This window comes from Sphingobium sp. LMC3-1-1.1, from assembly GCF_040676285.1.
Lineage (GTDB): Bacteria > Pseudomonadota > Alphaproteobacteria > Sphingomonadales > Sphingomonadaceae > Sphingobium.
The window spans coordinates 255,215-273,015 of sequence record NZ_JBEGHQ010000023.1; the positions used below are offsets into that span (position 1 = coordinate 255,215).

21 protein-coding genes are annotated in these 17,801 nt (G+C 64.1%); 19 read left to right on the forward strand and 2 right to left on the reverse strand.

Annotated elements, in window-relative coordinates; translation table 11 throughout:
* The first annotated feature begins 298 nt into the window (after positions 1-298).
* Positions 299-577, forward strand: a complete 279-nt coding sequence (locus MRBLMC3_RS14565) for a hypothetical protein (protein WP_363829903.1) — start codon at positions 299-301, stop codon at positions 575-577.
* Here the strand turns inward: MRBLMC3_RS14565 and MRBLMC3_RS14570 are convergent.
* Positions 565-1,362, reverse strand: a complete 798-nt coding sequence (locus MRBLMC3_RS14570) for a hypothetical protein (RefSeq protein WP_363829906.1) — start codon at positions 1,360-1,362, stop codon at positions 565-567. The genes MRBLMC3_RS14565 and MRBLMC3_RS14570 overlap by 13 nt on opposite strands.
* An 80-nt stretch (positions 1,363-1,442) precedes the next feature.
* Here MRBLMC3_RS14570 and MRBLMC3_RS14575 point away from each other — a divergent pair, with 80 nt between their 5' ends.
* The 17 genes from MRBLMC3_RS14575 (at position 1,443) to MRBLMC3_RS14655 (ending at position 16,954) form a co-directional block, all read left to right on the forward strand.
* Positions 1,443-1,796, forward strand: a complete 354-nt coding sequence (locus MRBLMC3_RS14575) for a hypothetical protein (protein WP_363829907.1) — start codon at positions 1,443-1,445, stop codon at positions 1,794-1,796.
* Complete coding sequence (locus tag MRBLMC3_RS14580; protein WP_363829910.1) at positions 1,793-1,981, forward strand: hypothetical protein; 189 nt, start codon at positions 1,793-1,795, stop codon at positions 1,979-1,981. The genes MRBLMC3_RS14575 and MRBLMC3_RS14580 overlap by 4 nt, the downstream gene beginning before the upstream one ends.
* Positions 1,974-2,450, forward strand: a complete 477-nt coding sequence (locus MRBLMC3_RS14585; protein WP_363829912.1) for a phage regulatory CII family protein — start codon at positions 1,974-1,976, stop codon at positions 2,448-2,450. Before MRBLMC3_RS14580 ends, MRBLMC3_RS14585 begins: the two co-directional genes overlap by 8 nt.
* A 2-nt stretch (positions 2,451-2,452) precedes the next feature.
* Entirely contained in the window at positions 2,453-2,734 is a 282-nt protein-coding gene (locus tag MRBLMC3_RS14590) for a hypothetical protein (RefSeq protein ID WP_363829914.1), read from the forward strand.
* On the forward strand, positions 2,731-3,141 hold the full coding sequence (locus MRBLMC3_RS14595) for a hypothetical protein (RefSeq protein ID WP_363829916.1): 411 nt from the start codon (positions 2,731-2,733) through the stop codon (positions 3,139-3,141). The genes MRBLMC3_RS14590 and MRBLMC3_RS14595 overlap by 4 nt, the downstream gene beginning before the upstream one ends.
* Positions 3,138-3,494 carry an acyl carrier protein gene (locus MRBLMC3_RS14600; protein WP_363829918.1) on the forward strand — a complete coding sequence of 119 codons (357 nt, stop codon included), beginning with the start codon at positions 3,138-3,140 and terminating at the stop codon, positions 3,492-3,494. Before MRBLMC3_RS14595 ends, MRBLMC3_RS14600 begins: the two co-directional genes overlap by 4 nt.
* The gene (locus MRBLMC3_RS14605) at positions 3,494-5,236 is read left to right on the forward strand and encodes a DNA cytosine methyltransferase (protein ID WP_363829921.1); all 1,743 of its coding nucleotides are present in this window, start codon (positions 3,494-3,496) and stop codon (positions 5,234-5,236) included. The genes MRBLMC3_RS14600 and MRBLMC3_RS14605 overlap by 1 nt, the downstream gene beginning before the upstream one ends.
* Positions 5,233-6,156 (forward strand): hypothetical protein, encoded by a 924-nt coding sequence (locus MRBLMC3_RS14610; protein WP_363829924.1) that lies wholly within the window; start codon positions 5,233-5,235, stop codon positions 6,154-6,156. Before MRBLMC3_RS14605 ends, MRBLMC3_RS14610 begins: the two co-directional genes overlap by 4 nt.
* Positions 6,153-6,440 (forward strand): hypothetical protein, encoded by a 288-nt coding sequence (locus MRBLMC3_RS14615; RefSeq protein ID WP_363829926.1) that lies wholly within the window; start codon positions 6,153-6,155, stop codon positions 6,438-6,440. Before MRBLMC3_RS14610 ends, MRBLMC3_RS14615 begins: the two co-directional genes overlap by 4 nt.
* The gene (gene dnaN, locus MRBLMC3_RS14620) at positions 6,437-7,651 is read left to right on the forward strand and encodes a DNA polymerase III subunit beta (RefSeq protein WP_363829928.1); all 1,215 of its coding nucleotides are present in this window, start codon (positions 6,437-6,439) and stop codon (positions 7,649-7,651) included. Before MRBLMC3_RS14615 ends, dnaN begins: the two co-directional genes overlap by 4 nt.
* Positions 7,652-7,654: 3 nt before the next feature.
* Complete coding sequence (locus tag MRBLMC3_RS14625; RefSeq protein ID WP_363829930.1) at positions 7,655-7,963, forward strand: hypothetical protein; 309 nt, start codon at positions 7,655-7,657, stop codon at positions 7,961-7,963.
* On the forward strand, positions 7,963-8,169 hold the full coding sequence (locus MRBLMC3_RS14630; RefSeq protein WP_363829931.1) for a hypothetical protein: 207 nt from the start codon (positions 7,963-7,965) through the stop codon (positions 8,167-8,169). The genes MRBLMC3_RS14625 and MRBLMC3_RS14630 overlap by 1 nt, the downstream gene beginning before the upstream one ends.
* The gene (locus tag MRBLMC3_RS14635) at positions 8,166-9,527 is read left to right on the forward strand and encodes a DNA-methyltransferase (RefSeq protein WP_363829933.1); all 1,362 of its coding nucleotides are present in this window, start codon (positions 8,166-8,168) and stop codon (positions 9,525-9,527) included. The genes MRBLMC3_RS14630 and MRBLMC3_RS14635 overlap by 4 nt, the downstream gene beginning before the upstream one ends.
* 264 nt (positions 9,528-9,791) lie before the next feature.
* Positions 9,792-13,031, forward strand: coding sequence for a DNA primase (dnaG, locus tag MRBLMC3_RS14640; protein ID WP_363829935.1), 3,240 nt, complete (start codon positions 9,792-9,794; stop codon positions 13,029-13,031).
* A 297-nt stretch (positions 13,032-13,328) separates the two neighbouring features.
* Positions 13,329-14,009: a hypothetical protein gene (locus tag MRBLMC3_RS14645; RefSeq protein ID WP_363829938.1), complete on the forward strand. Its 681-nt coding sequence runs from the start codon at positions 13,329-13,331 to the stop codon at positions 14,007-14,009.
* 199 nt (positions 14,010-14,208) lie between these two features.
* Entirely contained in the window at positions 14,209-14,814 is a 606-nt protein-coding gene (locus tag MRBLMC3_RS14650) for a hypothetical protein (RefSeq protein WP_363829940.1), read from the forward strand.
* A gap of 40 nt (positions 14,815-14,854) precedes the next feature.
* Positions 14,855-16,954, forward strand: a complete 2,100-nt coding sequence (locus tag MRBLMC3_RS14655; protein ID WP_363829942.1) for a terminase gpA endonuclease subunit — start codon at positions 14,855-14,857, stop codon at positions 16,952-16,954.
* On the opposite strand, the gene MRBLMC3_RS14660 is transcribed toward MRBLMC3_RS14655, so the two are convergent.
* Complete coding sequence (locus MRBLMC3_RS14660) at positions 16,951-17,235, reverse strand: zinc ribbon domain-containing protein (RefSeq protein ID WP_363829945.1); 285 nt, start codon at positions 17,233-17,235, stop codon at positions 16,951-16,953. The two genes, MRBLMC3_RS14655 and MRBLMC3_RS14660, sit on opposite strands and share 4 nt — an antisense overlap.
* A 321-nt stretch (positions 17,236-17,556) precedes the next feature.
* Between MRBLMC3_RS14660 and MRBLMC3_RS14665 the strand changes: the two genes are divergently transcribed.
* Positions 17,557-17,796: a hypothetical protein gene (locus MRBLMC3_RS14665; protein ID WP_363829948.1), complete on the forward strand. Its 240-nt coding sequence runs from the start codon at positions 17,557-17,559 to the stop codon at positions 17,794-17,796.
* The last annotated feature ends 5 nt before the right edge of the window (positions 17,797-17,801 follow it).

The following is a 17,801-nucleotide window of genomic DNA, read 5'->3' on the forward strand; positions in this document are numbered from 1 at the left end:
TTTTCGAGCGCAGTGAGACTGGAGGGAATCAATGGGTTTCGGGGCTTTTCTGATGCTGATCGCACATCCTGCGGCGGCGCTTGCGGCGCTGCCGATGCATTCGGAAACGGGGCATCCGGCCGTTGCCGAAGGGACGGGCCGATGGCGGGCGCTGCGTAGTGCCGATCCGATTCGGGGTGGCGACAATCTGGCTTTGGTAATCGAGTCGGAAAATCGCCACGAGTTCGCGGCGCCTTATCGGGGCGGATCAGCGTTGCGGCTTTGGCTTGCTCGAAACGCTGCGGGTGGAGAAGGCGTCATGATTGAGCTGACGCGTGGTCAACTGGTTTGCCTTGCCAGCCAGCCTTGCACTGCGCTCGTTCGGTTCGATGATCGTGCGCCTCATCGGATTTGGCTGGAGATGATGGAGGATTATGCGCCAAACCGATTACGCGTTGTCGACGGCGAATTGTTCGGAAAGGAACTGGCCGGTGCGCGGCGTCTGGCGATCGAAGTCACCGTCTTCCAAGAGGGGGCACCGCAGTTTCTGTTCGACCTGGCCGGCCTGAAAGAGGCTGTTGCCGCTCAGATGCCGTAGAGGTCGTTGTTTTCCATCACGCGATGCATTCGGTGAACATGCTTCGCTGGCAGTCGAAAGACGAGTGGCGGATTATACTGCTCCAGCTCCACATATTCACTTGTGCGTTTGAGGAGAGTCTTCACCAGCACGCTGAATATCCTGATGTCGCCGTCAAAGTCGTCAGGCCGCGCGACCTGAACGATCACCCCATCGCCTACGCTCGGCTCCCTCCGTGTTTCGATGAAGGATAGCTGGCCGGGCCAATAGCGCGGCTGCATCGAAATGCCAGTGTGATAGATGGCGTAGATATCCTTGCGGCCTGCGGCCCCCGATGGGCGGCGCACATAGTCGATCACCTCATTCTCATCGAGCTCGATCATTTCGACAATCTTGCTGATTCCATCCTGGTCGAAATGCATGTCGCTGCCCATCGCCGTTCCCAGAACTGCCACGTCCTTCCCAAGTTTAGCATGGTCGAAGCTGGTCAAATCGGCAAGGGCGCGGGTCGCCTCTGGCGCCGATGGAAAAGGGTAGGGTTCGGCGGCGGGGGATTCGGGCAGGCCCGGCTGTTCATCGCGGCCGAGAAGCCAAGCGACGGTAGTGCCCAGCTCCCGCGCAATGCTCTCAATCCTGTCACCGCTTGGCATATGCCCGCGATAGATGCGGCGAATCGCGTCCGGATTGCCGGTCGCAGCCTTCGACACGTTAGCCGCCGATCGATGGACGGCCTTCAAACGTTGTTCGATGCGGTCTTTGAGAGTGTCAGACATCGCGGCATTTATGCCGGATTTGCTGGGCGTCATGCTATCGTCATCGGTACCGGTTGACGGTGACGCAAAAACCGTCATATATAACGGTATCCGATTTGAGGAAGCCGTTAACCGTGGACCAAGACAATCCATCCTCTGTCCTCATCGATCCGATGCTGGCGTTAGCCGAAATCTGGTCGGCAAAGGCAGGCAAGCCCCTTACCGCTTTGGCGGAACGGATCATTTCAAGTAGCCAGTTCTTCGCCCGCGTGCGGGAACAGCGCGACATCACCGTGCGCAACTATGCGCGGGTGATGGCGTGGCTCAGCGATCCGGCGAACTGGCCAGATGAGCGGATGCCGAAGGCGGCCAAGCGCATTGTCGAGATCATGCCCCATGGTGCGGATATTGCCAGCGCATTGGCGGCGCCGTCATCTCATAATGCTGACCCGTGCATGAGCACGCCCGATCTGGGTGCCGCGGCATGATGTGGTACGACTGGATCGTCGCCTGGCTGGCGATAGGGGCCAATGTCGCGGTTTTGGTCGTGCCACCGAAATGCGCGGAGATCAGGGAATTTTTCGGCGCGGTCGACCGGTCGACCTTCGTGCTGTGCTGCCTCTTCGCAGTGCTGCTGTGGCCCGTCGCGCTGTGGAGCCATCGTCATGGCTAATGGCGTCACGCTCTCCGCCGACCAGCTTTACCTGAAGAAGGAAACCCGCGCTGCGGTCGACGACGTCAACGGGCAGGAGAAGGTCGCCCGGCTGCTGGGCCGCTCGCAGCCGCGCATATCGCATTACTGCTCGTCGAACCGGGACGAGTTCATGCCGATCGACCTGGTGGCGGAGCTGGAGCAACTGACCGTCGGCAAGCCGGGACATCCGCGGATCACTCGCGCGCTCGCCCGGCAGGCCGGGTTCCTGCTGGTGCCCGAAGGGGGCGATGCGCGGGAGCGCCGGTCGCTGGGCGAGCACCTGGCCGACGTGGTGGGCGAGGCGTCCGACGTGATGGGCGCGATGAAGGCCGCTTTGTCCGATCACCGGTTGGCACCCGCCGCCCGGATGCGCGCGCTGGTCGAGGCGCGCCAGCTTCAGGATCAGGTGGCGGAACTGGTGGCAGCGCTGGAAGCGGAGGGAGAATAGGCATGCATGGGGGCGGAGCGGAACAGGGCGCAAAGCGGGTCGCCGCGGGGCGCCGGATCAATCGCGAGGATCTGATCGAATGGGTGCTGGCCGCGCAGCCTGGCGCGCGGCTGCTTTACGGCCATGGCGAGCACGCGACCCATGTCGCCAGCGAAGAGGTCAATGACGAACTCAAGAAGCTTGCGGAGCAGGGCTATATCTACCTGTTCCACGGCAGGAAGGAATTGGGGCGCCACACCCACGACTATATCGCGCAGCGCAGCAGCCGGCAGGTGACGGCATGAGCGGCGAGGGCTTTCCGATCGCGGCCGATCGCCGCATGCATGGCGACCTGGTGCAGTGCTGCACCTGCGACGCGATGCACCAGGGCGTTGCGTTCCCCTCCCTGCCGGCGGGCTGGGACGCCCTGTTCATCGCCGGCGACGGCCTCGCCCTCTTCTGTGGCGCCTGCGTCCATTCGGGACGGATGGAGATGTTCCGCGCCACGGCGCATCTGCCCCGGCAGCAGCAGTGGCGGTTTTCGACCTGCGTCATCGCGATCTACCGGCCCGCGACCCGCGAGATACTGATCGCCACGCCCGACGGCATGGCGGCCATTTCCGAGGCGGATGCGGAGGCGCTGGTGGCGTCGATCTCCGGCGCGCTGTCGGACCGGGCGCTTGGCGATCGCCTCGCGAGAGAATCCGCATGATCGCGTCGCTGCCCGACCAGGTCGCGGCGATGCTGTGTCGCATCAGGGGCGTGCACCTTTCCGACGAGGATGCGCTCGACCGGGACAAGCGTCTGGTGCGCGACCTTCATTTCGACCAGATCGACCTGATGAGCCTGGCGCTGGAGGTCGAAGACCGCTTCGGCGTGCGGATCGGTGACGAGGAGCTGCTGTCGCTGGTGACGGTGGGCGATCTTCGCGCGCTCCTCTTCGACAAATGTTTCGATGTTTCTGCCGGGGCCTCGTTCACCCCACCCGGCACGGCGGGAGCCGCCCTTCGGGTCGCACCGGCTCCCGCCGACCCCTTGTCCTGTGTCTCCATGGAACGCGGCTGATGAAAACAGTGAGCCTTCTCGACGACGCGCGCGGTCCGCTGGAACGCGACTGGTCCGTCGGCATCAACGTCGACAATTTCGCGGGCGGTGGCGGCGCCTCCACCGGGCTGGAGCAGGCCGGGATCGAGGTCCATGTCGCCATAAACCATGATCCGGAAGCGGTGGCGATGCATGCCGCCAATCATCCCCGCACCCGTCATCATTGCCAGAGCGTGTGGAGCATCGACCCGCTGGAGGCCGTGACCTGGGCCGACGATGACGGCGTGGCGCGGGCGCATCCGGTGCGTGGCGCATGGTTCTCGCCCGACTGCAAGCATTTCAGCAAGGCCAAGGGCGGCAAGCCGGTGGAGAAGAATATCCGCGACCTTGCATGGGTCGTGCATCACTGGATCGATCGGCTCGGCCCGGCGCTGCGCCCGGCAGTGATCTGGCTGGAGAATGTCGAGGAATTTCGTACATGGGGGCCGCTTGGTGATGACGGGCGCCCTTGTTCGGCTCGCAAGGGCAAGACGTTCAACCAGTGGGTCGCGAAGCTGCGGCGCGCTGGATACCGTGTGCAGTGGAAGGAGTTGCGGGCGTGCGACTATGGCGCGCCGACTTCGCGCAAGCGCCTGTTCCTGAAAGCGCGCTGCGACGGACGCAGGATCAGTTGGCCGAAGCCGACGCATGGTAATCCCGGCAGTCCGGCGGTGCTTAGCGGTCGTCTGCTGCCTTGGCGCACGGCGGCCGAGATTATCGACTGGTCGATTCCCTGCCCGTCGATCTTCGAGCGTGCCCGCCCGCTGAAGGATGCCACCTGCCGCCGTATCGCTGCGGGGATCATGCGCTATGTCATCAACGCGCCGCATCCGTTCATCGTGCCGGTCTGCAATAGCAGCTGGGCAGCAGGCCGCGCCTATGCCGGTGACGAGCCGCTGCGCACCATCACGACCGCGAAGGGCGGGGAGTTCGCCGTGGTCACGCCCTATTTCGCACCGCTCACCCATCATGGCAGCTCCGAACGGGTCTATGGTCCAGAAGATCCCCTGCCGACCGTGACCGGCGCGCATCGCGGAGAGATTGCGCTCGTGGCGCCCACGATCGTTGGATGTGGTGGCCGTCGCGGTCAAAGCGGCCCGGTTGATCCCCGCGCTCCTTTTCCGACCGTGACTGCCAAGGCAGACGCATGCCTGGTCGCAGCCTTCATGGCGCAGCACAACAGCATGCCGAGGGGCGGGCTGCACGCGGGCCATGATGCCCGGTTGCCGGTCAGCACGATCACTGGACGCGGCACGCAACAGCAGCTTGTCGCCAGCCATATCGTCAAGCTGCGGGGCACGTCGAAGGACGGCCAGCCCACCGACACGCCGCTGCACACGGTCAGCGCCGGGGGCCTGCATCATGCCGAGGTCCGCGCCTTCCTCGTCAAATATTATGGCAATGAGCATGACGGCCACGGCCTTGCTGCGCCGCTGGGCGCGGTGACGACGAAGGATCGCTTCGGCCTCGTCACGGTGACGATCGCCGGCGAAGAATATGCGATCGTCGATATCGGCATGCGGATGCTCAGCCCGCGCGAACTGTTCCTCGCCCAGGGGTTCCCCGCTGATTACATCATCGAGCTGGAGGTCAACGGCCGTCCGCTGACGAAGACGGCGCAGGTCCGCATGTGCGGCAACAGTGTCAGCCCGGTCATGGCGCGCGCGCTGGCCTCGGTCGACTTCGCCAATGACGATGATGCGGCTGAATGGATCGCGGCATGAACCCGGCCCAGGCGAAAATCGTCGCGGTGCTGCGGGAACAGCATCCGTCTGCCGGTTGGACCGCATCGAAGCTGCGCGTCGCGACCGGCCTCGACAAGGCGACTTTCCAGGATGCGCTGCGCGTCCTGCGCAACACCGGCAAGATATGCTTTGCCGGGTTCGACCTTTCGCCATCCATGCTGGAGCGGGATGTCCCCGTTTTGGTTCCGCCGCCATCCGACCTGGTGGCGTTGCTGGACGGCGACGCCTTCCTGCACGCCGAACGCTGCCTGGCCAGCGGCCGGGGCGCTCCGCTGCGCAGTGGGGAGGCGATGGCGCTGCTGCAGGCGATCGAGGGTTGGTGCGCGCGCAATCTGGTTGCCGAGACCAGGGTGGGCGAATGGCTGTTCCGCCATGCCGGCTTCGTCGCGCTGCTGCGCAAGCGGCTGACGGTGCGGTCGGTGCCGGCGCTGATGGTGAGGGCGCTGATGGCGCGCTGGCCCGACGGCATGGGCGACGAGGATGTCGCGCAGGCGCGCCGCGTCGCGCTGGGCGAGGAAGCCGCCTCCATGCAGGCCCGGTCGATCGCGGCGGCGCCGGCGCGGGCGGTCCGACCGGTCGCCGCCGCGGTGAATGCCGAAGCGGCGGCGATCGGCGTGAACCGGATGGCGGCGCGGGTGACCGGAGGCGGCGGGCTGACCAGGGGTGCGGTCGACGCGGCGCTGACCGGCCTGTCGATCGGCGCGCAGATCCAGCATGCGGCGCTCAGCGACGACCAGCTCGCGGCCGCGCAGATAGCGCGCTCGCAATGGAGCGACCTGTGGGACCGGCTCTGCCTCAGCGCGGCGGCCGCGGGGGAGCGGCCGGTGCAGGCGATGCGGCGGCTGATCGAGGCTGGTCTTTGGGTGGAACAGCTTGATGGGGAGGAAGAGGCGGCATGAGCAGAGCACGCAAGCCTGCGGCGGCGCAGGCCGACCAGCGCAAATCGATGGAGCGGCTGCTGGCGGAGCATGAGGAGCATCGCAAGCTGGTGGGCAAGAATTTCGTTCATCGCGGCAGCGGCGATTCCTACCAGTTGCTGGCGCTGGCCCATACCGAAAGCGGCAATGAACTGGTGGCGGTCTACTGCCTCAACGCGCTGTCGCGCCTCAAATTCACGCGCCCTATCGCCGAATTCCTCGACCGGTTCGAGGAAGGGCTTGGCATCAAGCAGGAGACAGAATGATGGCGAAAGCCAGCACGACGGCGGAGCCGCCGGCAGAGGGTGACGAACAGGGCACGGCCGGAAAGGGCAAGGCGCCCATCAATCCGCCGATCATCGAAGTGGGCGTAAAGCAGCTCCGCGCCGCGATGAAGGCGGTGTCCGGCGTGATCGAGGGGCGCAACATCATTCCCATCCTCGTCAACGTGCTGATCAATTGCGACGGACGGCGATTGTATCTGACGGGCACCGACCTCGACATGATGATCGAGGCCACGGTGGAGGCGCAGAAGGCGCGGGGCATCGCCGTGACCGTCGGCGCCAAGCTGCTGGAGGACATCGCCAAGAAGCTGCCGGCCGACGCCCTGGCGACCATGGTGCACGACGGCAACCAGTTGATCGTCAGCGCCGGCAGGGCGCGGTTCCGGTTGCCGACGCTGCCCGTCCAGGATTTCCCGATTCTGGGCTCGCCCGAATGGCAGCACGAGTTCGAATGTCCCGCGTCTTTATGGACGCAGATGATCGACCGCGTCGGTTTCGCCATGGCGAACGAGGAGGCGCGTTATTATCTGAACGGCCTCTATCTGCACCAGACCCCGGCGGGATTGCTGGGCGCCGCCGCTACGGACGGGCATCGGCTGGCCGTGTTCCGCACGGACATGCCGGAGGGCGGCGAGGGGCTATCGCCCATGATCCTTGGTCGCAAGGCCGTGGGCCTGGTCGCCAAGCTGCTGGACGAGCTGAAGCCCGGCGACGACGGTGTCTCCCCGATGGTCAGGTTTGCCACCGATGGCAAGAAAGCGCGGTTCGACTTCGGCACGGTGACGCTGACGACCAAGCTGATCGACGGCCAATATCCCGATTACACCCGCGTGATCCCCATCGGCACCGACAAGCGCTGCGAATTTGTGCCGTCGGTCCTGCGCGAAGCGGTCGACCGGGTGATCGTCGTCACGACCGAAAAGACGCGGCTGGTGAAGGCGGCGTTCGGCGGCGATCTGCTGCAACTGGAATCGGTCAGCCCCGAAAATGGGCGCGGCACGGAAGAGCTGGCGGTCGAGCATGAGGGCGACCCGCTGACGATCGGCTTCAACGGCAGCTATCTGCTGGCGGTGCTCGACCATCTGAACGCGGGCAGCGCCGAAGTGCTGATGGGCGACCAGTCCGGCCCGACGCTCTGGCGCGACGATGAACAGGCCGCGTCCTTCTATGTGCTCATGCCGATGAGGGTTTGAGCGATGGATCATGTCAGCCAGATCAAAGCCGAAGGGTTGCGGGTGAGTGCCGCAAGATTCTACCATGATGCGAGCCTTCGCAGCATCGTGCTGGAAACGACCGGCGAACTTTCTGATCGTCTCGATCGGTGTGATCCCAAGCCTGAAGCAGCCTTGGCTGTCATAGCGGGAATATCCGCCTGGATGCTGAGCGCCGTGAAATGCAGCTTTAAAGCCAATGGCACAAGATACAGCGAAGAAGAGATTGATGCGGCTTATGAGGTTCTAGTGACCACGGCCAGCGCCAAGATGGCGCGGGCGATGGGTGATTAATGGGCGTCGCCGGCTCCTTCGATCCCGCCGACGGTCCTGCCTTGCTGTCCGCCAGCGAGCTGTATCGCCGCGCGCGCAAGGTCGAGGAACTGGCGCGCATCGCCATGGATTGCACGAGCGCCGGAGCGCGATGCCGGGACGTAGCGCGGGCGACGCGCATCATGGCCGAGATCGGCGCGATCGTTGGTCCGGGGGGTGAAGCATGACGGTTCGGATATTGACAGGCGATGCGCTGGAAGTGTTGCGCACCCTTCCGTCCGACAGCATCGATTGTTGCGTGACGTCACCGCCCTATTGGGGGCTGCGCGATTATGACGTCGAAGGCCAGATCGGCATGGAACCGACGCTGGGCGAGCATCTGGCGATCATGGTTGAAATATTCGAAGAGGTTCGGCGGGTATTGAAACCGACCGGAACCTGCTGGGTGAACTATGGTGACTGCTATGCGACCGCGCCGAATGGGCGCAGCGCGGCCGATACGAAGGCCGCAGGCAGCGACGACAGGACATTCCGCGACAAGCCGTTCAGCACGGTCGGGCCGGTTTACGATCCCGGCCATCACAAGAGCGTTCGGTCACGGCAATGTGATCCGGTTACGGGCAATACCCGCGCTGAACATGCAGGCAGGGTGGTGTCGGGAGGCTATCTCAAGCCCAAGGACCTGTGCATGCTGCCGAACCGGCTTGCTATCGCATTGCAGGATGCGGGCTGGTGGGTCCGGTCGGAAATCGTATGGGGCAAGCCCAATGCGATGCCCGACAGTAGCGGCAATTACCGTCCGTCGGTCGCGCACGAAAAGATTTTCCTGTTGACGAAGTCGGGCGATGGCGACGTCTGGCGGGCGCGGGATACCGGGGAGATCAGCTTCGCGCCCGATCTGTCGGAGCGCTGTCCGTTGGTGACAAAGCCGGAACAGGAGGGGCGGCGCTGGGTTCGGCTGGGCGCCTATTTCGATGCCGATACCGTGATGCTGTCCAGGACGACGTCCAGCGACGGCAAGCAACCCGATGGATGGGATACGGGCACTGGAGGGCATGGCGTCTTTCACCGCGGCGGTCGGGAAAAGGGCAAGCGGAAGGATGATCCGGGTCGCGGCAATGTGAAAAAGATTGGTCCGCGTGGCAGTCATAGTGCTCGGCACAAGGGGCATATCTCCAACACAGGATTGGCAGCGCTGGGTCGCGGCGAAGGGCGCCTGCTCCGCAACTTCGAAAGTGATGTCGCTGAATTGGTACCGCCTGATGTCATGGCATGGGAAATCGCCATACAGGGCTTTTCGGGCGCGCATTTCGCCACCTTTCCGCCTGCGCTGGTTGTGCCTTGCGTCCTGGCCGGTTGTCCGGCCGGGGGCACGGTTCTCGATCCCTTCGGCGGCGCTGGCACGACGGGCATGGTTGCCGACCGGCTGGGCCGCGACGCCATCCTGATCGAACTCAACCACGATTATGCGCGCATCGCGCAGGATCGCCTGCGCGGCGCCATGGTGGGCGTCGAAAGCAATCTGGCGCCAGTCCACAAGGCCGTTGGCGACATGGTCGACATCATGAGGGGAGAGGCGGCATGACGATCAGGCCGGACAATATCCGTTCTGTCACAGGTGGGGAGCCGGTGACGGCGAGAGAACTGCAGCGGGGCGGATGGACATTTCGCGACGGGTTCAAAATCCAGATCGACACCAATCCCAAGCCGCGTGGGGACGTTCAGTTTCGACGCATCTTCACTCTTTCATGGCCTAGCCAGGCAGCGGAATAGCGGGCCGTCGGCCTGACGGCCGCGACTTGTCGCATTGTGTTTGATTGCCTGATTTTCGGGGTGGGTATTCGTGTCCTTGTCGCCGCAATTTCTTGACCAGCTTCGCGATCGGACGACGCTGTCCGCGCTGATTGGCGGGTCGATCAAAGTCGAAAAGGCAGGGCGCGAGCACAAGGCGTGCTGTCCGTTCCACAATGAAAAGACGCCCAGCTTCACGATCAACGATGACAAGGGTTTCTATCACTGCTTCGGCTGCGGCGCGCATGGCGACGCCATCCGGTGGCTGACCGATCATCGGGGCCTGACCTTCATCGATGCGGTGAAGGAGTTGGCGGACAAGGCCGGGCTTGATGTCCCCGCGCCGTCGCCGGAGCATGCCCAGCGCGAAGCGAAGGCGGCCAGCACCGGCGATGTGCTGGGCGCGGCCGCGCGCTTCTATGCGCAGCAGCTCGATCGCGCGCCCGCCGTCAAGCAATGGCTGATCGACCGGGGCGTGACGCTCGCCCAAGCGGAGGCGTTCGGCCTTGGCCTGTCGTCCTGGCGCAACTCGGTCGCGGGCTGCGGCGCGTCGGCCGATGCGCTGCTCGACGCGGGGCTGCTGGTGGAGCAGGGCGGCGACCAGGCTGGGCTGCGCCGGGATTATTTCCGTGGCCGGCTGATGGTGCCGATTCACGATCCGCGCGGTCGGGTGGTCGGCTTTGGCGCGCGCGCGTTGCCGAACCGGGACGGCGAAACGCCCGAACCCAAATATCTGAACAGCGCCGACAGCGAGATATTCGACAAGGGCCGGTTGCTGTTCAACCATCATCGCGCCGCGCCGGCCGCGCGCATCGCCCGCAGGCTGGTGATCGTCGAGGGCTATTTCGACGCGATCGCCATGGACCGGGCTGAGATCGTCGAGTGCGTCGCGCCGATGGGGACGGCGCTGACGGAAGCCCAGATGGAGCGCGCCTGGCGCATCTTCCACAATCCCACGCTGCTGTTCGATGGCGACGCCGCCGGGCGGAAGGCGGCGGCCAAGGCGTGCGAACGCGCCCTGCCGATGGTGGGGCCGGGGCGAATGCTGTCGGTCGCCATGCTGCCGGACGGGCAGGATCCCGACGATCTGGAGCGGGAAGGCGGTCGCGCCGCGATCGAGGCGGTGCTCGACGCAGCCGTGCCCATGTTCGATTTCCTGTGGCGGGACGAGCTGGCGGCGGCGGACACGTCCACGCCGGAGGGTCGCAGCGCGTTGCGCCGCCGGCTCGCCCGTCTCGCCGCCGGCATCCAGGACGAGGAAACCCGCGCGCAATATCGGGTCGAATGGGACGGCCTTTACGCCGCCGCCTTTCCCCCGCCGCCCCCTGGGTTGACGGAAAATGACATGCTTCCGAATGGAAGCGTGGCGGCCTCTCTCTCCGCGCTGGGGGAGGGGGAGCGCGCGGTGGCGATGCGGGTCGCGGCGGCGTGGCTGGAACGCGAGACCGAAAGGCTGCGCGGATGCACCCCGGCGGAGCTGTGCCGCTTCGCCTGGGGCATCGGGCGGCGCGCCGGCGCGGGGTTGATCGATTTCTACAAGGGCCGCGCCGCCATAACATCGGTGCGGGAAGAGTGTCCCGATGCGAAGGTCGAGGATATCGACGCGGCTTGGGACGCGGGCGACCGCAAGGGTTTCGACCTGGCGCCAATGCTGCTCGACCTGCGCTGCGCGGGTTTCGAGCGCACCGACCTTGGCAATGCGGAACGGTTCGAGGCGCGTTTCGGTCGCGACTATCTCTACACCACGGCCAAGGGCTGGCTGGGGTGGGACCAGCGCCGTTACCAGGTGCTCAATCAGGAAAAGGACGTGACGCCTGCCGAAGTGCAGGGCGCGGTGTTCGAGACCGTGCGCGCCATCCAGCGCGAGGCAGCCCTGATCCGCGATAGCGGCGTTCGGCGGCCTGGCATTCTCGATGGGCTGGAGGAGAACGCGTCGAAGCTGGACATTCTCCAGTACAACATGTGGGACGCGCAGGGCCGCCCCGAATTCGGGCTCGACATGATCGTCGACATCAAGGGCAAGGGGCCGGTGCTGCTGTCCGACCTGATCGGTCGATGGGGGCGCGCTTCGGAGGCGTCGGGGCGGCTTGGCTGCATCGCCAATCTGGCGAAGCGGTGGCTGACGGTCGAGATCACCGCGTTCGACACGAATGCGATGCTGCTCAACTGCCAGAACGGCACGCTGCATTTCCTGCGCGCCGACGATGAAGGGCCGGCGCGGGTCGAGTTGCGGCCGCATGATCGGGCAGACCTGCTGACGAAGATCACGGCATGCGACTTTGATCCGCAGGCGGAGGCGCCCGAATGGCAGAAGCTGGTGCGATGGGCGCAGCCGAACAAGGGACGGCGGCGCTATCTGCGGCAATGGGGCGGCTATAATCTGACGGGCGAGATGGGGGAGCAAATCTTCCATATCTGGTGGGGTCCGACCGCCGCCAACGGAAAGTCGACCGTCGGCAACGCGATGCGCGAGGCGGTGGGCGATTATGGCGACATCACCAATGTCGACACCTTCATGGACGACGGGCCGAAGAAGCGCGGCGACCAGGCCACGCCCGATATCGTCCGCCTGCCCGGTGTCCGCTTCCTGACGTCGGGTGAGCCGGCCAAGGGCGCGAAGATCAACGAGGCGCTGATCAACAGCGTCACGGGTGGCGACCCGATGCTGGCGCGCGACAATTTCCGTTCCTTCTTCCGCTTCACGCCGTCCTTCAAATGGACGCTCTGGTGCAACGCCAAGCCCGATATCCCGCAGGGGACGGAGGGCATATGGCGGCGCGTGAAGGTGCTGCTGTGGGAGTCGCATCTGGAGCCGCACGAGCGCGACCGGATGCTGCCGGCGCGGCTCGCCAAGGAATATCCGGGCATTCTCGCCTGGATGGTGCGCGGCCTGATCGACTGGATGGAGAATGGCTTTGTCGAGCCGGAGGATGTGACGCTCCAGTCCGAAGCCTATCGCGACGACAGCGACCCGCTGGCCAGCTTCCTGCGCATGTGCACGGTCGATGATCCCGCGGGACGCGTTCAGTCCTCGCACCTCTATGAGGTCTTCTGTGGCTGGGCCAAGGCGGCGGGAGAGGTCGAATGGAAGCAGAAGGGCTTCAGCAAGGCCATGAAAGACCGTGGCTTCGACAACAAACAGTCGAACGGGATGCAATGGCTGGGGCTGCGCCTCGTCAAGTCCAAGAGCGATTTCATCGACGAGCACGGCAATGTCGTGACGTTCCGCGACGACAGTCCGCCGCCGGCCGACGACGTCGGTCCGCCCGGTGATGATGACGATTACGTGCCCTTCTAGCGGCGGCGGGGCGAAGGACGATGCTTCCATTTGGAAGGGTGGCGGAAGCATCGACGGAAGGAAGAAAGGGCGGGTTTGTGCGGGTTTGGAAGGTTTGGAAGGTTTTATGAAACGCTACGGCGCACATGCGCGTGCGTGCGCAGGCATGCATGAAACAAGAATATTCTAAACCCTTCCAATCCTTCCAAATATTCGAATGAGGATAAAAGAAATGGGAAAAGACAAAGGCTTAGCGGTGGAAGGTTGGGGGACGCGATGCTTCCTCCTTCCTTCCATGGGTGGAAGGGAGCGCGGCGCATGGTGAAGATCATTCGGTCAGGCAGGATGCCGGAGCATCGGGTCACTCGCGAACAGGACTTCGCGCCCTTGGCACGGCCATGGGAGCGCACCGGTTCGGTGGACGTGGAGGAGTTGGCGACGTGGGCCTATCGCGACCAGAAGGTGGACCGGTTCGCCACCATGGGCTTGCATGCGATCGAGATCGCGGCGTCGGGTATGGAGGCGGGCGGGCGTTCGTCCGATGGGTGCGCTGCCATTGCCGACATCAACCATATGGGATGCCGGATCGACTATTCAGGCCGTATGGTGAAGGACAGCGTGCATCGCGCCGCCGAGATCGTGGCGGCGCTGCTGGCCGATATCGACCATGGCCGCATGGTGGCTTTCCATGCGCGCCTTGGTGGCCGTCCAGAGGGCTGGCAGCAGCCAGCGCACTGGTATCGGGCGACGGTGTGGGTGAAGCCGTGGCAGGACGCGCAGGTGGAGCGGACAGGGCGCGGCACCTCGCCCACATTCTGCAGCGTCATCCCGACGGTCACGCGGGAGGAACTGGCGCGTCGTCGTCTCGACTATCTCAACTGGTGGAGCGCGCTGGATGCTCTGGCGTGGAAGCTCTCCCTTCGGTCGATGGGGTTCACGGTGCGCCGGCCTTCGGCTCCGCAGGCGCCATGGGAAGCCGCAGGCGAGGGGGACGCCTGATGCAATCGGTTCGCACCTTTCCGATTTCGCTTGACCTCGGCCGAGGGGCCTCGACCCCCACCCCCCTTGGGTCCTCCCGGCCCCTCCAGCCCGATTGCGGTGCGGCAGCGCAGTCGGCGCGGGGAGCAAAAATGGCGGGAATGCTTGGGTTTTTGATTGGTGTTTTGGACTGAACGAAAGAAAATTACGCGAATAGGGCATGGGCATGACTGAGCAACCGCAAGAACTGATCGTCAATCTGGAAGAGTTCGCGGATCTGTGCGGCGTGACCGGGGAAACGATTCGCGCCCATTTGAAGGTCGTCGAGGGCGAGCCGATCTGGTTGCTGGAACGGGGCGATCGGGGTCGCGGGTATAAGATCGAGGCGCGCGGCGGCGTTGCCTGGTGGCGGGCCAAGCGGGATGAAGAGGAGCAGCAGAGCGCCGAACGGCGGGCCCAGCTTGCACAGTTGCGGCTCGATCTTGTGGGCGATCAGATCGAGCAACCTGCGCAGCTCGGTATGTCGGGAAAGCAACGGCGTGAAGAATATGCAGCCGGGGAGGCCGCGCTCAAATATCGCAAGATGATGGGCGATCTGATCGACCGGAATGAAATGGTTCATGAGTTGTCGTCGGCTGCCGCGAACCTTCGTCGCCGTCTTTTGCAAGTGCCGGGTGAATTCGCGATTCGTGAAGGACTGTCGCCGCAAAGCGTCGTGCCACTGGAGGGTATGTTGGGGCGCGCAGTGGATGATTTTATTCGGGCCGTTGCCGAAGGATCAGCAATCGAAATAGATGAAGCGCGAGGGCCGAACCCTGATGCTTGAAGCTGCATTTCCCCCTCCATCTTTGGCTAGCGCTCGCGATGTGCTGGCGAATGCGCTGGAGGCGCTGCGCTTTCCCGAAAAGGTCTCAATTTCCGAAGCTGCCCGCCGTCACCGTGTGCTGATGAACCCCGGCGCCTATTCAGGCCCTTGGGATGAAAGCCCGCACGACATGCGTTGCCTGGACCGGCCAATGGATTGCCTGCATGGCGATTCCCCCTATTCGGTGGTCGGCGTCATGGGGCCCAGTCAGACGGGCAAGTCGGAGATCGGCAATAATTGGCAGCTTCACACGGTCCTTTATGATCAGGCCGACCTGCTGTTCGTCGCACCGACGCGAGACCTAACCAACGTCTATGTAACGACGCAGTTCGACAAGATGCTCGACCTCGCTGTCTATGAGGATGGCAGGGCTGGCATATTGCGCGACCGCCAGCTTGGTGGCGTGTCGGCGGACAATATCAATCTCAAGCGCTTCCTCGGCTGCGATTTTCATTTCCTGTGGCCCGGCGGCCCGACATTTCGCGCCAAGCCATTCCCCCGCGGGCGCATGGATGACTATGAGGAGTTCGCCAAGGACGTCGCTGACCAAGGCAGCGCTCTTGGCCTGATGGAAGGTCGCATGGGCAGCTTCGCGGCTTATGGCCGCACGAAGACATATGCCAACTCAAGCCCAACGCTTGGCCGCACGAAGGGTATCGAGGCGCTGGTGGCCAGCGGGACCGACGAACGCTGGTATGTGGATTGTCTCCAATGCGGGACGCCGTTCCGCCTCTGCTTCGATCATCTGCATTATGACAAGCAGGGGACTGCGGAAGATGCTGCAACCAGTGCGGTTTTGGTTTGTCCCGCATCCGATTGCGGCGGCGCTCATGTCCAATCTGATAAGCGCATGCTCATGTCAACGGGGCGCTGGGTCGGGCGCGGGGAACGTGCGGTGTCGCTGCGCGACAGCAACATTGGCAAGGTTGGTGAGCTGATCCGAACCGATCGCGCGACCTTTCGTCTGGAAGGGTTGATGGGCTTTCGTCCATGGACCCAGATCGCGAAGCTGGCGCGCGCGGCCGAGATTGCTTTTGCGATTGAGCAGGATCCGGCATCGCTGGTGTCGTTCGACAATACGGTCGTCGGCCGCAACTATGTGCCACGCGAAGACGGCGAGCCGGCTGTTACCGAGGACGCGCTCTACACGCGGGCGCGCAACAGCTATTATCGGATGGGCGAAGTGCCTCCCGGCGTGCTGTGCCTGATCGCCACGATCGACCAGCAGGGGAATCGCTTCGAGGTCGCCGTGTGGGGCTTTGGCGCGGGTTTCCGTTGCTGGCTCATCGACCGTTTTGCGGTGCTGACGACGATGGAGAATGGGCGCGAGCGTCCGCTCAAGCCGTTCAACCGACCGGAGGACTGGTCGGTGCTGCATGCCCGCGTATTGTCACGGACCTATCCTATGGCTGGCGCGCCCCAGCTCCGCATGAAGATCATGAACACGTCGATCGACACCGGCGGCCTTGATGGTGCGACCGATAATGCCTTCGCCTGGTGGCACGCTATGGTGTCGGGCGATGTCGGATCGGGACGGCCACCATTACCCGCGACAGCGATTACCCTGTTGAAGGGCGGCAACAAACCGAAGGGCAGGTTGCTGCCACCGCCGACGGTCGATGCAAAGCGCCAGATCAAGGGAGCACCCCAGGCTGAGCTGTTCGTGCCGAACGTCAATCGCTACAAGGATATTGCTGACGTCCGCCTGAAGCGGATGGAGGAAGGGCCGGGCTACATCGCCTTCCCGAACAACCTGCCCCAGGCCGATGACGGGTCGTTCCCCTATCTGGCTGAGCTGCGCGCCGAGCATAATGTCAACGGGCAGTGGACCCGCGAGCCGCATCGCGCCAACGAAACATGGGATCTCTATATTCAGGCGTGCGCGGTCGTCACCCGCTTCGGTGGGAATGACGCCAGCTTCGCTTGGGTCCCGGAATGGGCACGGCCGCCAAAGGATGCGCCGCGCAAGTTGATGCCGGAACCGCAGCCTGATCCTAATGGCATCACCGGTGATGAGCCGCCGGCACAGCCGCCAGCGCCGCCACGCTCGCAATCACGGATGCAGCGACCGCGCCGTTCGGTGCGCGTTTCGCGCGGTTAAGCGGCGACCTGTTCCAGGTCACTGCCGCAATATCGGCACTTGATGGCCTCGGCCTTGATCATCTCGGCGCAGGCGGGGCATTTGCGCATGGTGAGATTGCCGCGTTGCGCCGCCCGCGCCGGGTCAGCCTCACCAGCGATCAGCAAGATCAAAACGGCGAAAATCCCCAACAACGCCCCGAGAAATCCCCATAGCGCAGCATCGCGATTCCGTTTCTTCGCCATTTTCGCGCACAGCACAATCAAGCCGATCCATATGGCGAGAAAGAACAGAAAACCCATAGTGCACCCCCAACCCCTGAAGCGCATGAATGTACGGCGGCCCGTTGCCCGCGTCCATAGCGTCGTTGCTGGTGTCATGATCGCCATTTGTGTCGCGGCGGTGCGGTATCATCGTCACTCATAAATGCGGTCGATTTATTAGTCGCGCCAATGCCGATTACTTTGCATAATGCCGCTCTACCCCTGCTCCGGCTCCCAAACTTGACGGCCCAATCGTTTATTTGACATAGGCCAGAAGGTCAGAAGAGCTGTGCACGAAAAGACCCGCCCCGGTGCCCGGAGGCGGGTCTTTTTGCGCCGCTCGCTTTCCGGAGACAATTCATGGCCCTCACCCCGGCGGAGATCGAGCTGCTGCAAGCCCGGCTCGATGCCTATTATGAGGCTGAGAAAGCGGTCCTCCGGAATCAGTCGTACAAGATGCCCGACGGCAGGGAGCTGACGCGCGCCTCTCTGTCGTCGATCCAGACCGCGATCGATAGGCTGCGCAACGAAATCGCCAACGCCAGCGGCGCGCCGATCGTGCGCGGACGGATGCGCCGCGGCGTGATCATGGGGCGCTGATCGGA